The organism is Pseudoduganella sp. OTU4001 (assembly GCF_038440195.1).
GTDB lineage: Bacteria > Pseudomonadota > Gammaproteobacteria > Burkholderiales > Burkholderiaceae_D > Rugamonas.
This window is the reverse complement of record NZ_JASATG010000023.1, coordinates 22,179-36,570: the sequence shown is the minus strand read 5'-3', so window position 1 is coordinate 36,570 and position 14,392 is coordinate 22,179. Positions and strand designations below refer to the sequence as shown.

The following is a 14,392-nucleotide window of genomic DNA, read 5'->3' as shown; positions in this document are numbered from 1 at the left end:
GCAAGCGATTTTCGCGCCGCTAGGCGCCCGAGGGCGCCAGGGATTACTCCTGCTTGAATACCTTGCCGGCCGCCATCACGAATGGCACTTGCTTCAGGACTTTCACGTCCTTCAGCGGGTCGCCATTGACGGCGATGATGTCGGCGGCCTTGCCGGCTTCCAGGGTGCCGGTGACGGCGGATACGCCCAGCAGGTCGGCGGCATTGACGGTGGCGGCCTTGATCGCTTCCGCCGGGGTCATGCCGAATTCCACCATGTACTCGAATTCATCGGCATTGCGGCCATGCTTGGAGACGCCGGCGTCGGTGCCGAACGCAATCTTCACGCCGCTCTTGTGCGCCAGCTTGAAGGACTTGCCGGTGATGCCGATGCGCCATTTGATCTTCTCCAGCACATTCGGTTCGTAGGCATTCGGGTTGGCGGCCAGGCGCTCCTTGTAGCCGTTCACGGTGGACATGGTGGACACGTAGTAAGCGCCCGATTTCAGGAACAGCTTCACGCTCTGCTCGTCCAGCAGGGTGCCGTGTTCGATGGAATCCGCACCCATGGCCAGCGCCAGGTCAACGCCATCCTTGCCGTGAGCGTGCACGGCCACCTTCTTGCCGTACATATGGGCGGTTTCGATCAGGGCCTTGGCTTCGTCGTCGAACATCTGCTTGCCGACGCCGGCGCCGATCTTGCTGTTCACGCCGCCGGTGGTGGCGATCTTGATCACGTCCACGCCACGGCCCACCTGCAGGCGCACGGCCTTGCGGCATTCTTCAGGTCCGTCGCACACGTTGTGGGTGTGCACGCCTTCCTGCACCCAGTCGGCATAACCAAGACGGCCGTCCATGTGGCCGGAGGTGGCGGAAATCGAGGTGCCGGCGTCGATGATGCGCGGACCCTTGACCCAGCCCTTGGCCACCGCATCGCGCAGCGCCAGGGTGATGCCGTCGCGGCTGTCGCCCAGGTTGCGTACGGTGGTGAAGCCGGCGTTCAGGGTCTTGCCGGCATTCTGCTCCGCCTCGTAGGCCCAGGCGGCGGCGCTGGTGGTGACGTTGGCCAACTGGCCTTCGGTACCGGCGCGGTCGGACACCAGGTGCACATGGCTGTCGATCAGGCCCGGCAGCACGAACTTCTGGCGCAGGTCGATCACCTTCGCGCCCGGATAGCGCTCGGCGCCGACAAAGCCATCCAGCACGGCCTGGATCTTGCCATCTTCCACCACCAGGGTCGAATTGCCGCGCGGCGCCTGGCCCGGTTTGTCGAGCAGGGTGCCGGCCTGGATCAGGGTCGGTGCGGCAGCGGCGGCGCCGCAGGCGAGGGTGAAGGCAGCGGCAATGGCAGCGCGCATGGCGATCGAGGTCGGCATAACAATCCTATCAGGGTGAAAGTTTAGGAATGTAGCACGTCGCCCCTTCCACGTGTTCCGCATTGCAACACAGTAGTATGTTGTCATCGGTCAAAATTATCGCTAGTCTGTTTGCACAATTACTAACTGTCGATGGAGGCAAAGCATGCAGAAACTGGGTGCGGAATTCTTCGGTACTTTCTGGCTGGTATTGGGCGGTTGCGGCAGCGCGGTGCTGGCGGCGGCTTTTCCCGGCGTGGGGATTGGCTTGCATGGGGTGTCGCTGGCCTTTGGCCTGACGGTGCTGACCATGGCGTACGCCATCGGCCATATTTCCGGCTGCCACCTGAATCCGGCGGTGTCGGTCGGCCTGTGGCTCGGTGGGCGCTTCCCGGCCAAGGATTTGCCGGGCTATGTCGTGGCGCAGGTGCTGGGTGGTCTTGCAGCCGGCGGCGTGCTGTACCTGATCGCCAGTGGCAAGGCCGGGTTTGACCTGGCGGGCGGCTTCGCCTCCAACGGTTATGGCGAGCACTCGCCGGGCGGCTACAGCCTGGTCGCCGCACTGGTGACGGAAGTAGTGATGACGGCGATGTTCCTGGTGGTGATCCTGGGCGCCACCGACGGCCGCGCACCGGCCGGTTTCGCACCGATTGCGATTGGCCTGTGCCTGACCCTGATCCACCTGATTTCGATCCCGGTTACCAATACTTCGGTCAATCCGGCGCGCAGCACCGGGGTCGCGCTGTATGTGGGCGGCTGGGCGGTGGCGCAGCTATGGCTGTTCTGGATTGCGCCGATTGTGGGCGCGGCGGTGGGAGCGGGGATTTACCGATTCATCGGCGCACCGCAACGCTGAGCGGGGGCGCCTGCTGCTATCATTGGAACCATCCTTGGAGGGCATATGGCGCTACCACACGCATCATCCGGGCAAGTGGTCCGGATCGGCCAGCAGGCCGGTGAAAGCTTGTCGCAGTTTTCTTCCATTGCACTGGCCAAGACGGAGCAGCTGGAATTGATCCGCATGACGGTGCCGGCCGGACGCGCTTTGCCGGAACACGCGGTGCGCGGACAGATCACGCTGCAGTGCCTGGAGGGGGAAGTGGCCTTCGATGCGCATGGCCGCACCACCATCCTGCGTGGCGGCGAGCTGCTGCACCTGGAGGGCGGCGCGCCGCATGCGCTGCGCGCCAATGCCGATTCGCTGCTGCTCCTGACTATCGTACTGGCGTCGTAAGCGGCAACAGGAAGGTAAAGCGTACGCCTTCCTGCAGCTTGCTTTCCAATCGCACGCTGCCGTGCAGGATGGCTTGCACCGCGTTCATCACCACGGCGAGTCCGAGCCCTTGCGCCCCCTCGCCCACGCGGGTGGTGAAGAAGGGATCAAAGACGCGCGGCTGGATGGCCGGGTCGATGCCGCAGCCATTATCTTCGTACACCAGTTCCACCTGCTCACCATGCTGGGCGGCGCTGATGCGCGCGCGCCGGTCGCCGCGCCCAGCAAAGCCGTGTTCGATCGAGTTGCTGACCAGCTTGGCGATAATCTGCTCGATATGGCCGGGATAGCTGTCCATCCGCAAGCCGGCAGGCACCGCGACGTCCAGCTGCAGTTGCGCACGCCGCGTGAGCGGCCCCAGTGTGCGTGCCAGGCTTTCCAGCGCATGGTCCAGATGGAAGCTGCGCCGCTCCTGGCCGGCCTGGTCCACCGCCACCTGCTTGAAACTGGCGATCAGCTCGCCGGCCCGGTTGCCATTGCGTTCAAGGACCTCGCACGCCTGGTACCCATCCTGCAGCAACTGGCGCAGGCCGGCCTGGGTCAGGCGGCGCTCGCTGGCCTGTTGGTCGATGTCTTTGATACGGTCGGCCAACGAGGTTGCGGCCAGCATGATGTTGCCAAGCGGTGTGTTCAGTTCGTGGGCGATGCCGCTCACCAGGCGGCCGACCGTCGCCATTTTTTCTGCGACGACGATCTGCGCCATGGCCTTTTGCAGTTCTGCCGTGCGTTCGGCTACCCGTTCTTCCAGGTGGTTGTTCAATTGCTGCAGCTGCTGCAGGGCGCGCTGCTCACCTTCGCGCAGTACGGCAAATTCGGCGCGCACCCGATCCGCTTCGGCTGCACGCAGGCGGGCATCTTCGAAGGAGCGCTGCTCGCGCTGGAAAATCTGGTGCAGGTCGCGTTCGACCACATCGCGGAATTGCTCCAGCAGGCGCATGTGCAGTTCGTTGTAGGCATTCTCTTTGCGGTCGAGCACGCAGATGGTGCCGAACACATGCTGGTCGGGCCAGATCAATGGCAGGCCCAGGTAGGAGATCATGCCGAGCTTGATGTCGGGGTTACGGTCCCACTCCGGATCGGTCAGCGCATTGGGCACCAGCAGCTGGCCGCGGCGCGCCATCACGGTCTCGCAATACAGGCCCGTATTTAGCGGCGCAAGTTCGTGTTCTTCGTAGGGATTGCCATTCGAATGGCTGGACAGGAATACCTTGATGCTGGGCGGCTCGACGCGCATGATCAGCGCTGCCGGAACTTCGATCAGCTTGGCGATCAGGTCCAGCACTTGCTGCCACTTTTCGACGGTGCCGGCGTCGATCGCCAGACTTGCTGTCTCGACTGCGCTGCCCATAATCGCCTTTCGTCATGGAGGTATGCGGCGATTATAGGCTGAGGATTTCGCGGCGGCTATTTACTTGCAGTTTGCTCGGCACGTGGATCGCGCGCCAGCAAGCCTTGCACCAGTTCGGCAGGCTTCACGCCATCGAACAGCACGCTGGCAACCGCATTGGTGATCGGCATTTCCACCCCGAGACGGCGCGACAGTTCGCGCACGGCTTTGGCGCACGGCACGCCTTCTGCGACATGGCCCAGTTCGTTGACCACGGTATCCAGCGACTTGCCTTGTGCAAGTCCCAGGCCCACGCGGCGGTTGCGCGACAGGTCGCCGGTGCAGGTCAGGATCAGATCCCCCATGCCGGTCAGGCCCATGAAGGTCTCGATATTGCCGCCCAGCGCGGTGCCGAGGCGGGTGATCTCGGCCAGGCCGCGCGTGATCAGCGCGGCGCGGGCATTCAGGCCCAGGCCCATGCCATCCGCCACGCCGGTGGCGATGGCCAGCACGTTCTTCACCGCGCCGCCCACTTCCACGCCGACGATGTCTTCGCTGGAGTAGACGCGCATGGTGCCGCCATGCACCGTGCTGACCACCAGTTCGCACAGCGCGGCATTGGTGGAGGCGATGGTCAGGGCGCACGGCAGGCCCTTGGCGACTTCCTGGGCGAACGAGGGGCCGGACAGCGCGCCGGCTGGCACGCCCTCGCCCAGCACTTCGCGCACGATCTGGTGCGGCAGCATGCCGGTTTCGTACTCAAAGCCCTTGCACAGCCAGACGATATTCGGGATGTCCTTGCCCTTCAGCGCCTGCAGCAGCGGGCGCAGGCCGGCCACCGGGCAGGCGGCGATCAGCAAGCCGTCCTGGCCGGCATGGGCCACGGCGGCGTCGAAATCCGAGCTCACCTGCAGCGCAGGGGGGAAAGGGTAGCCTTGCAGATAGTGGGTGTTGTCGCGCGCGGCGGCCATTTCGGCCATCGCCGCGGCATTGCGGCCCCACAGCAGCACGTCGTGGCGGGCGGCGACCGCGATCGCCACCGCCGTGCCCCAGGCGCCAGCGCCCAGCACACTGATTTTGCGATTGTTCATTAATTGCCCCAGATTTCCGAGCTGCGCACGTAGCCGGCCAGGCCGTCGCGGTGCTTCACTTTGGTCCAGCCGTTGCTGGCCGGTTCGGCCAGTTCCAGCAGCACGCCTTTGTCGGCGATGAACACGACGGGAGAGCTTTCATCGGCCGCGCCGCGGACCTTGGTGTTGGCGGCGCGCACGATCACATTGCGCTGCTTGGCGCTCAAGCCCTTGGCTTCGGTCCAGGCCAGGTCGCCGGCCATATCGCGCACCTTGACCCATTCGCCATAGGTCAGCACGATTTCCAGCGGGGCGCCGGGCGGGACAATGTACTGCTTGGCCGCGCGGGTGGACGGCGCGCCGTACAGCACGGCAGGATTGGCGCCGACCGACCGGTAGTCGAGCGCCTGGGCGCTGGCGCAGGCCAGCAGCGGCAAGGCGAGGGCGACAATGCGGCGTAAATTCATCGAAAAGACTCTTAAAAATGCGCAAAGGCCCACCGGGGCCTTTGCTTTTTGGGGAACCGGGGTCCCCCATAGTATCGCAGAAAGATTACTGCACGGTTGCGGAGCCTTCGACCGGGGTCGCGGCAGCGCCTTCACCAGCTTGCTGGGCAGCGATAGCTGCCAGGCGCTGCTGGTAGAACACTTCGAAGTTGATTTCGGCCAGGTGGATCGGAGGGAAGCCGGCGCGGGTGATCATGTCGGCGATGTTCGAACGCAGGTATGGGTACACAATGTTCGGGCAGCCGATGCCCAGCAGTGGGTCCAGCTGTTCAGCTGGGATGTTGCGGGCTTCGAAGATACCGGCTTGCTTGCCTTCAACCAGGAAAGCGACTTTGTCTTTGACCTTGGCGGTCACGGTCACGGTCACGGTGGACTCGAAGATGCCTTCGGCCAGCGACTCGGCGCCCACGTCCAGTGCCACTTCGATCGCAGGGGCTTCCTGCTCCAGGAAGATGGCTGGGGAGTTTGGCTGCTCCAGGGACATGTCTTTCAGGTAGACGCGTTGGATTTGGAACACAGGTTGCAGGTTTTCTTCAGACATGGAACGCTTTCTCGTATCAGTTTTAGTTAATGCTTGTCCAGGCCACAGGGTAAGCCCAAGTCAAACGCGACGGCAATTGTAGCAAAACTGGTTTATTTTCAAACCTTTTGCCGGCCACAACGTTGTATTTGGGGACGTTTAACCTTTTAACAAGGGGTCAAGGCCGCCCGCCTGGTCCAAAGCATATAAATCGTCGAAACCGCCCACATGCGTATCGCCGATGTAGATTTGCGGCACGGTACGGCGGCCGGTCTTTTCCATCATCAGCTGGCGCTGGGCCGGGTCGAGGTCAACGCGGATTTTGTTGATTGCAGTGACACCCTTGCTTTCGAGCAAACGTTCGGCACGTACGCAGTACGGGCAGACCAGGGTGCTATACATGGTTACGCTGGCAGTCATGGCTGGTCCTTATTTTGTCAGTGGCAGATTCTGTGCCTTCCAGGCATCAATGCCGCCTTCCATCACGACAACGTCGGAGAAACCGGACTTTTCCAGCATGCGGGCAGCGCTGAAGGCGCTGATCCCTTTATCGCACACCACCACCAGGGTCTTGTTCTTGAACTTGTCCAGTTCGCCCATGCGGTTGCCCAGTTCGGCCAGCGGGATATGCTTGGAATCGATAATACGGCTTTCCGCCTTGTCCTTGGCGCGCACATCGAGCACGCCGGCCTTGCCGCGGTTGATCAGCAAGGTGACTTCGGCTGGGGAAGCCTTTTTACCGCGTTGCATCAGGGCTGGGAACAGCAGGGCGCCGCCGGACAGGACGACGATGGCGATCAGGAAAATATTGTCGAGGAAGAATTTCACAGGAATCCAATGGTTGAATTTAATCCGAGCATTATAAAATAGATGCTTGTTCGTGGCTTCGGCGGCGATTTCCACCCATTTCCTACTCTTATAGATATAGCTCTATGTACAAAATTGTTTTCATGCGTCATGGCGAATCCACCTGGAACCTGGAAAATCGCTTCACCGGCTGGACCGATGTGGACCTGACTGAAAAAGGCGTCAACGAAGCCAAAACCGCCGGCAAAATCCTGAAAGATGCCGGCTTCTCCTTCGATCTGTGCTATACCTCCGTACTCAAGCGCGCCATCCGCACCCTGTGGCTGACCCTGGACGAGATGGATGAAATGTACGTGCCGATCAAGCACGACTGGCGCCTGAACGAGCGTCATTACGGCGCGCTGCAGGGCCTGGACAAGGGCGAGACCGCCGCCAAGTTCGGCGATGCGCAGGTGCTGGTATGGCGCCGCAGCTACGATATCCCGCCGCCAGCGCTGGAGCCCTCCGACGACCGCACCTCATTCAACGACCCGCGCTACGCTGGCTTGCCAAAGGATTCCATCCCGCTGACCGAATGCCTGAAAGACACCGTGGCGCGCGTGATGCCTGCCTGGAACGATGAGATCGTCCCAGCCATCAAGTCTGGCAAGCAGATCCTGATTTCGGCCCACGGCAACAGCCTGCGCGCTGTGATCAAGATGCTGGACGGTATCAGCGACGAGGATATCGTTGGCCTGAACATCCCGAACGGCCAGCCGCTGGTGTATGAGCTGGACGCCGACCTGAAGCCGATCAAGAGCTACTACCTGGGCGATCCGGCAGCCATCGCTGCCGCCCAGGCAGCTGTTGCCAACCAGGGCAAGGCCAAGTAATCCCTGTGGCGTTGAATCCGACTCGCGGCGCCTGGCGCGGCCTTGCGCTGGCGCTGCTGCTGGCGCTGGGCGCCGTGCATGGCGCCGGGGCCGCCCCGAAACCGACCGAACGCAGCAAGCAAAAAGCTGCCGCCGAGACGGAGCGGGCGGCGCTGGCGCGCAAGCTGGCCAACCTGAAGGCGGAAATCGGCAAGACCGAGAGCGCCAAGGAAGACGCGGCCGATACGCTGGCCGAGTCGGAGGAAGCCATTTCCGACGCCAACCGCACCTTGCGCGAGCTGGCGGCGGAGCAGGTCCAACTGAATGGCAAGGTAGCCGAACTGGCTGCCGAGCAGCTGCGCCTGTCCGCCACCGTGGCGGCGCAGAAGCAGCAGCTGGCCAAGCTGCTGCGCGAGCAGTATGTGGCCGGCAATGAAGACCGCATCAAGCTGCTGCTGTCCGGCGACAATCCCAACCGCATCAACCGCGAACTGCAGCTGATGGCCTATGTGTCGCAGTCGCAGGCGCGCCTGCTCGACTCGCTGCGCGCCAACCTGAAGAAGGTTGAGGAAAACCAGGCCGAGGCGCAGAACGCCAAGCAGGAACTGGATGAAATCGCGGAAGAAGAGCGCCAGCAGAAGGTCAAGCTGGAGCAGGAAAAGGCGCGCCGCGCCGCGACATTGGCCAGCCTGTCGAAGAAGCTGGCCACCCAGCGTAAGGAAGCCGGCCGCATGGAGCAGGATGCGCAGCGCCTTGACGCCCTGGTCGACAAGCTGAATAAGCTGATTGAAGAACAGGCGCGCATTGCCGCCGCCGAAAAAGCGCGCCAGGAAAAGCTGGCTGCGGAACGCGCAGCCAAGGCCAAGGCGGAGGCGGAAGCCCGCGCCCTGGCGCGCGCCAAGGCGCAGGCCGAGCGCGAGCGCCTGGCGCAGGAAGCGAAAAAGGCTGGCAAGCCGGCGCCGAAGCCGCTGCCGGTGGAAGAAGAACCGAAGGTGGCCGCCAAGCCGGAGCCGGCGGAGCAGCGCGACGAGAAATCGCCGCGTCCGTCCGAAGTGGCGTTGGCGCCTGTGGTGGCGGACGGCGTGTTCGCCAAGCTGAAAGGCGCGCTGCCAACGCCGGTCAACGGCAAGGTGGAAAAGCGCTTCGGCAGCAAGAACGCCGACGGCGTGGCCTGGAAAGGCATGGTGCTGAAAGCTGGCGGCGGCGCCGAAGTGCGCGCCGTGGCGGCGGGCCGCGTGGTGCACGCAACCTGGCTGCGCGGTTACGGCAACTTCATTATCATCGACCACGGCGGCCAGTACTGGAGCGGCTACGGCTACAACGAAACGCTGATGAAGCGCGCCGGCGACGTAGTCAAAGCGGGCGAGGTGATCGCCACCGTCGGAAATACCGGCGGTTACGAAGAATCGGGTTTATACTTTGAAATGCGCCACCAGGGCAAGCCGATAGATCCGGCCGGGTGGGTCAAGTTCTAGCGGCAGAAAGCAATCAATGGGCAACAAAACGAAGAGTCTGGGCCTGGTCGGCCTTGGTATGGTGGCTGGCATCGCCGTCTCGATGCAGTTTTCCGCCCTCGCGCAGAGAGCCGGCTCGCCATTGCCGCTCGAAGAATTGCGCACCCTGTCCGAAGTTTTCAGCCTGATCAAGTCCGACTATGTCGAACAGGTCGACGAAAAGAAGCTGGTGCAGGACGCCATCTCCGGCATGGTGGCATCGCTCGATCCCCATTCCACCTACCTCGATAAGAGCGCATTCAAGGAAATGCGCGAATCCATCCACGGCAAGTTCGTCGGCATCGGCATCGAAGTCGGCATGGAGGATGGCTATGTGAAGGTGGTGGCGCCGATCGAGGATTCGCCAGCCTGGCGCGCCGGCATCAAGGCCGGCGACCTGATTACCCGCCTCGATAGCCAGCCGCTGAAAGGCCTGACGCTGGACGAGGCGATCAAGAAGATGCGCGGCGAACCGCGCTCCAAAGTAGTGCTGACGGTGTCGCGCAAAACGGAAGACAAGCCGCTGCTGATCCCTATCGTGCGCGAAGAAATCCGCGTGCAAAGCGTGAAGGTGAAGATGGTGGAACCGGGCTACGCCTGGCTGCGCATCTCGCAATTCCAGGAACCGACCGTGGAAGACATGGCGAAGAAACTGGCCGCCCTGTATGCCAAGGAACCGAACATCAAAGGCATGGTGCTGGACCTGCGCAATGATCCGGGCGGCGTGGTGCAAGGCGCGATCGGCGTGTCGGCAGCTTTCCTGCCGAAGGATGCGCTGGTGGTGTCCACCGACGGCCAGCTGGCCGATTCCAAGCAGACCTTCCACGCCACGGCGGAGAACTATACTTTCCGCAGCGGTGCCGACCCGCTGGCCAAGCTGCCGGCTGCGCTCAAGACGGTGCCGCTGGTGGTGCTGGTCAACGGCGGTTCCGCTTCCGCCTCCGAGATCGTGGCCGGCGCGCTGCAGGATTACAAGCGCGCCACCGTGATGGGCAGCCAGACCTTCGGCAAGGGCTCGGTGCAGACCCTGCGCCAGATCAGCGCCGATTCGGCCGTCAAGCTGACCACCGCGCGCTACTTCACCCCGAACGGCCGCGGCATCCAGGCCAAGGGCATCGTGCCGGACGTGCTGGTCGATGAAACGGCGGAAGGCGATGCCATCAACCACCTGCGCCTGCGCGAAGCCGACCTGCAAAAGCACCTGGCCAACGGCGACGGCGAGGAAACGCCGGGCCGCATCCGCCGCGATGAACTGGAAGAGGAAACGCGCCTGCTGGCTGCCGCGAAAAAACAGAAGCCTTTCGAATTCGGCAGCAAGGAAGACTTCCAGCTGGAACAGGCGCTGCGCCACTTCAAGGGGCTGCCGGTGAAAACCGCCAAGCCTGAGCTAGCAGCGAAGTAATGAACGACCAGCAGCTGCTGCGCTACTCGCGCCACATCCTGCTCGATGAAATCGGCATCGAGGGCCAGCAGGCCATCCTGCAGGGCAGGGCGCTGGTGATTGGCGCGGGCGGCCTGGGCTCGCCGGCGGCCTTGTACCTCGCCTCGGCCGGCATCGGCCATCTCACCATCGTCGACAACGATACGGTGGACCTGACCAACCTGCAGCGCCAGATCGCCCACACCACCGAACGGGTGGGCCAGCCCAAGGCCGAATCGGCGCGCACCACGCTGAATGCCATCAATCCCGAATGCCGCGTTACAGCGCTGGTCGAGCGCATGGACGATGCGCGCCTGGCGACGCTGGTGGCGCAGCACGACGTGGTGCTGGACTGCACCGACAACTTCAAGACCCGCCACGCCGTCAACCGCGCATGCGTGGCGCATGGCGTGCCGCTGGTATCGGGCGCCGTGATCCGCTTCGACGGCCAGGTGTCGGTGTTCGACACGCGCCACGGCCCTTGCTATTCCTGCCTGTTCCCGCAAGACCAGCCGTTTGAGGACGTGGCCTGCTCCACCATGGGCGTGTTCGCGCCGCTGGTCGGCGTGGTCGGCGCCATGCAGGCTGCCGAAGCGCTCAAGCTGGTGATGGGCGTCGGCGAGTCGCTGGCCGGCCGCCTGCTGCTGCTGGACGGATTGCATATGGAGTGGAACAGCATTAGCATCAGCCGCAACGAGGCCTGCCTGGTCTGCGGCGCACAACATCAATAAAGAGGAGACCTGTCAATGAAGCGAGTTTCGGCCGTCCTGGCGCTGGCTATCGCCAGTGCATTCGCGCAAGCCGCCGTCACGCAAACAACGCGTTACGTCATCATTTCCGAGAACAACGGCAAGCAGATGGGCGAGCAGGTGGTGGAGAGCCACGACGACGGCCTGACGAAAGTACGCTTCATCTACAAGGACAATGGCCGCGGCCCGGAACTGACGGAAGAATTCCGTCTTGGCGCCGACCGCACCATGACCGCCTACCACGTTAAAGGCAATTCGACCTTCGGCGCGGTGGTCGATGAAAAGTTTGAGCGTAACGGCAGCAAGGCTTCCTGGACTTCCACCACCGAAAAAGGCGCGACGGACGTCAACGGTGCGGCGCTCTACGTCCCTCTGAACAGCAGCTACGAATTCAATTCGCGCGCCATTGCGGCATTGGCCGCCGCGCCTGGCCGCAGCATGCCGCTGCTGCCGAGCGGCACCCTGACGCACAAGGTGCTGGACGAGGTGGAAGTATCCGGCCCGGACGGCAAGAAGCAGACCGTTGAACTGATCGCCCAGACCGGCATTGGCCTGAGCCCGCAATTCATGTGGGCCACCAAGGGTGACAAGCCTGAACTGTTTGCCCTGGTGGTACCGGGCGTGTTCGTGGCCGCCGTCGACGGCTGGCAGGGCAACGGCAAGGTACTGGCCGAGCGCCAGAAAAAGGCCGAAGCGCGAATGCTGAACGACCTGGCGGCCAAGCTGCAGCACCCGCTGCAAGGCCTGACCGTGGTGAAGAATGCGCGCATCTTCGACAGCGCCACCGGCAAGGTTGGCGCACCGTCCGACGTGTACGTGCTGCGCGGCCGCATTTCCGCCATCATGCCGGCCGGCGCACCGGTGCGCGGCGCCGTCAACGAGATCGACGCCGCCGGCCGTATCATGCTGCCAGGCCTGTTCGACATGCATGGCCATATCGGCCGCTGGGAAGGCGCGCTGCACGTGGCGGCCGGCGTGACCACGCTGCGCGATATGGGCAACGACAACGCCCAGCTGCAAATGATGATCGACGAGACGGCGGGCGGCAAGCTGCTGGCGCCGCAGATCGTGCCGACCGGCTTCCTGGAAGGCGAAAGCCCGTATTCATCCAACGGCGGCTTCGTGGTGAAAACGCTGGAGCAGTCCAAACGCGCGATCGACTGGTACGCCGAGCACGGCTACCCGCAGCTGAAGATCTATAACTCCTTCCCGAAAGAGATCCTGAAGGAGACCGTGGCCTATGCCCACTCGCGCGGCATGCGCGTCTCCGGCCACGTACCGGCCGGCCTGCGCGCCCAGCAGGCGCTGGATGCCGGCTACGACGAGCTGCAGCACATCAACCAGGTGATGCTGAATTTCCTGTTCAAGCCGGGCGTGGAAACCCGCAGCCTGGAGCGCTTCTACCTGCCGGCCGAGAAAGTCGCGGGCCTGGACATGGGTTCGAAGGAAGTGAAGGATTTCGTCGCCACCCTGAAGAAAAAGCAGATCGTGGTCGACCCGACCCTGGCCACCTTCGCCTTCCTGAAGCAGAAGGATGGCGACATCAACGAGCCGTGGGCCGCCATCAAGGACCATATGCCGCCTGACGTGGCGCGCGGCTTCCACGTCGGCACCATGAAGATCCCGGATGCCGCGACCCAGGCCCGGTATGAGAAATCCTTCGACAAGATGGTGAAGTTCGTCGGCACCCTGCATAAATCCGGCGTGCCGATCGTGGCCGGCACCGACGACCTGGCCGGCTTCACCCTGCATTCCGAGCTGGCGATGCTGGTCAAGGCCGGCCTGACCCCGGCCGAGGCAATCCAGGTGGCGACCCGCAACGGCGCCCGCTACACCCGCACCAGCGCCGACCGCGGCAGCATCGAAACCGGCAAGCTGGCCGACCTGGTGCTGGTGGACGGCGACCCGACCAAAAACATTGAAGACCTGCGCAAGGTGGCGGCCGTTATCACGCGCGGCCAGATCATCTATCCTAAGGAAGTGGACCAGGCGCTGGGCATCAAGCCATTCGTGGAAAATGGCCCGGCCGTAAAACCGCTGGAGGCGGTGCCGGCGAATATCGCCGGTTCCAACGACGGAGTGTTGCGCCAAATCGGCGCGATTGGCCGCAAGCACGATTGAATCACTTATACTGCCAGTTTAATTTTTAGTGAATCTTATGCAAAAACCAAGCAAACGCCGCTCCGGCGGTTTTACGCTGATCGAGATCATGGTGGTGGTGGTGATCATGGGCGTGCTGGCGGCACTGGTGCTGCCTAAGGTGCTGGACCGCGTAGGCCAGTCCAAGACTGCCGCCGCCAAGGTCGAAATCTCGACCATCATGCAGGCGCTGAAGATGTACAAGCTGGACAACCAGCGCTACCCGACCACGGAACAGGGCCTGCAAGCGCTGATGAGCAAGCCGACCGCCGGCCCGGCCGCCAACGGCTGGAAGGCGCCGTACCTGGAAAAGATGCCGAAGGACCCATGGGGCAACCAGTACCAGTTCCTGTCCCCGGGCGTGAAGGGTGAAATCGATGTGTTCTCCTATGGCGCCGACGGCCAGCCAGGCGGTACCGGCGACGATGCTGATATCGGCTCCTGGGAAATCTGAGCGCGGCTTCACGCTGATTGAGCTGCTGGTGGTGCTGGTCATCATCGGCCTCACGCTCGGCCTGACCGTGATGAGCGCCGCGCCGACCCAGGCGCAGGCCATGCAGAAGGAGGCGTCGCGTATCGCCCTTCTGCTGCAGCTGGCGCGCGATGAAGCCATCGTGCGCAACCGTCCTATCGCTTTTGAGGCGGGGCCGGACAGCTACCGCTTCCTGGTGCGCAATGACCGCAGCTGGGAAACGCTGCCGCAGGACGACCTGCTGCGCGAACGTCCTTTCCAGTCAGGGCCGGTGACCCTGCTGCTCGACCCTCCGATCAATGTACCGGGCACCATGCGCATCGTTTTCGGGCGCGAGCCGGTGGACCGTCCTTTCGTGCTGACCCTGGCCAGCGGCGATGCCCGGGCGACCATCCGCGCCGACGGTATCGGCCATTTCACTGTGGACTGAAG

General features: G+C 63.3%; 16 protein-coding genes. 9 read left to right on the top strand and 7 right to left on the bottom strand.

Translation table 11 applies throughout. The features are described 5' to 3' along the window. Nucleotides 1-43: 43 nt before the first annotated feature. Nucleotides 44-1,354 carry a metal-dependent hydrolase family protein gene (locus tag AAHE99_RS18995; protein ID WP_342118916.1) on the bottom strand — a complete coding sequence of 437 codons (1,311 nt, stop codon included), beginning with the start codon at nucleotides 1,352-1,354 and terminating at the stop codon, nucleotides 44-46. A 145-nt stretch (nucleotides 1,355-1,499) separates the two neighbouring features. Between AAHE99_RS18995 and aqpZ the strand changes: the two genes are divergently transcribed. Both aqpZ and AAHE99_RS18985 read left to right on the top strand, forming a co-directional pair. After that, complete coding sequence (gene aqpZ / locus AAHE99_RS18990; protein WP_342118915.1) at nucleotides 1,500-2,189, top strand: aquaporin Z; 690 nt, start codon at nucleotides 1,500-1,502, stop codon at nucleotides 2,187-2,189. 45 nt (nucleotides 2,190-2,234) lie between these two features. Beyond that, nucleotides 2,235-2,567, top strand: a complete 333-nt coding sequence (locus tag AAHE99_RS18985; RefSeq protein WP_342118914.1) for a cupin domain-containing protein — start codon at nucleotides 2,235-2,237, stop codon at nucleotides 2,565-2,567. On the opposite strand, the gene AAHE99_RS18980 is transcribed toward AAHE99_RS18985, so the two are convergent. The 6 genes from AAHE99_RS18980 to AAHE99_RS18955 form a co-directional block, all read right to left on the bottom strand. After that, complete coding sequence (locus AAHE99_RS18980) at nucleotides 2,548-3,954, bottom strand: GAF domain-containing sensor histidine kinase (RefSeq protein ID WP_342118913.1); 1,407 nt, start codon at nucleotides 3,952-3,954, stop codon at nucleotides 2,548-2,550. The two genes, AAHE99_RS18985 and AAHE99_RS18980, sit on opposite strands and share 20 nt — an antisense overlap. A 56-nt stretch (nucleotides 3,955-4,010) precedes the next feature. Then, nucleotides 4,011-5,024, bottom strand: a complete 1,014-nt coding sequence (locus AAHE99_RS18975) for an NAD(P)H-dependent glycerol-3-phosphate dehydrogenase (protein ID WP_342118912.1) — start codon at nucleotides 5,022-5,024, stop codon at nucleotides 4,011-4,013. Then, entirely contained in the window at nucleotides 5,024-5,470 is a 447-nt protein-coding gene (locus tag AAHE99_RS18970; protein ID WP_342118911.1) for an SH3 domain-containing protein, read from the bottom strand. The genes AAHE99_RS18975 and AAHE99_RS18970 overlap by 1 nt, the downstream gene beginning before the upstream one ends. Before the next feature lie 85 nt (nucleotides 5,471-5,555). Beyond that, a complete protein-coding gene (gene secB, locus AAHE99_RS18965) occupies nucleotides 5,556-6,050 on the bottom strand; it encodes a protein-export chaperone SecB (RefSeq protein ID WP_342118910.1) in 495 nt (164 codons plus the stop codon). Nucleotides 6,051-6,188: 138 nt separating this feature from the next. After that, a complete protein-coding gene (gene grxC / locus AAHE99_RS18960) occupies nucleotides 6,189-6,449 on the bottom strand; it encodes a glutaredoxin 3 (RefSeq protein ID WP_342118909.1) in 261 nt (86 codons plus the stop codon). Nucleotides 6,450-6,458: 9 nt separating this feature from the next. Further along, nucleotides 6,459-6,857 (bottom strand): rhodanese-like domain-containing protein, encoded by a 399-nt coding sequence (locus tag AAHE99_RS18955; protein ID WP_342118908.1) that lies wholly within the window; start codon nucleotides 6,855-6,857, stop codon nucleotides 6,459-6,461. Nucleotides 6,858-6,961: 104 nt separating this feature from the next. Between AAHE99_RS18955 and gpmA the strand changes: the two genes are divergently transcribed. The 7 genes from gpmA to AAHE99_RS18920 are packed head-to-tail and all read left to right on the top strand — an operon-like array spanning nucleotide 6,962 to nucleotide 14,390. Beyond that, entirely contained in the window at nucleotides 6,962-7,708 is a 747-nt protein-coding gene (gene gpmA, locus AAHE99_RS18950) for a 2,3-diphosphoglycerate-dependent phosphoglycerate mutase (RefSeq protein WP_342118907.1), read from the top strand. An 11-nt stretch (nucleotides 7,709-7,719) separates the two neighbouring features. Continuing rightward, on the top strand, nucleotides 7,720-9,162 hold the full coding sequence (locus AAHE99_RS18945; protein ID WP_446728938.1) for a murein hydrolase activator EnvC family protein: 1,443 nt from the start codon (nucleotides 7,720-7,722) through the stop codon (nucleotides 9,160-9,162). A gap of 16 nt (nucleotides 9,163-9,178) precedes the next feature. Further along, nucleotides 9,179-10,582 (top strand): S41 family peptidase, encoded by a 1,404-nt coding sequence (locus AAHE99_RS18940; RefSeq protein ID WP_342118906.1) that lies wholly within the window; start codon nucleotides 9,179-9,181, stop codon nucleotides 10,580-10,582. Next, nucleotides 10,582-11,331 (top strand): HesA/MoeB/ThiF family protein, encoded by a 750-nt coding sequence (locus AAHE99_RS18935; RefSeq protein WP_342118905.1) that lies wholly within the window; start codon nucleotides 10,582-10,584, stop codon nucleotides 11,329-11,331. The genes AAHE99_RS18940 and AAHE99_RS18935 overlap by 1 nt, the downstream gene beginning before the upstream one ends. A gap of 15 nt (nucleotides 11,332-11,346) precedes the next feature. Then, a complete protein-coding gene (locus tag AAHE99_RS18930; protein ID WP_342118903.1) occupies nucleotides 11,347-13,470 on the top strand; it encodes an amidohydrolase family protein in 2,124 nt (707 codons plus the stop codon). Between the two features lie 37 nt (nucleotides 13,471-13,507). After that, on the top strand, nucleotides 13,508-13,942 hold the full coding sequence (gene gspG / locus AAHE99_RS18925; RefSeq protein WP_342118902.1) for a type II secretion system major pseudopilin GspG: 435 nt from the start codon (nucleotides 13,508-13,510) through the stop codon (nucleotides 13,940-13,942). After that, nucleotides 13,914-14,390 carry a GspH/FimT family pseudopilin gene (locus AAHE99_RS18920; protein ID WP_342118901.1) on the top strand — a complete coding sequence of 159 codons (477 nt, stop codon included), beginning with the start codon at nucleotides 13,914-13,916 and terminating at the stop codon, nucleotides 14,388-14,390. Before gspG ends, AAHE99_RS18920 begins: the two co-directional genes overlap by 29 nt. Nucleotides 14,391-14,392: the final 2 nt, after the last annotated feature.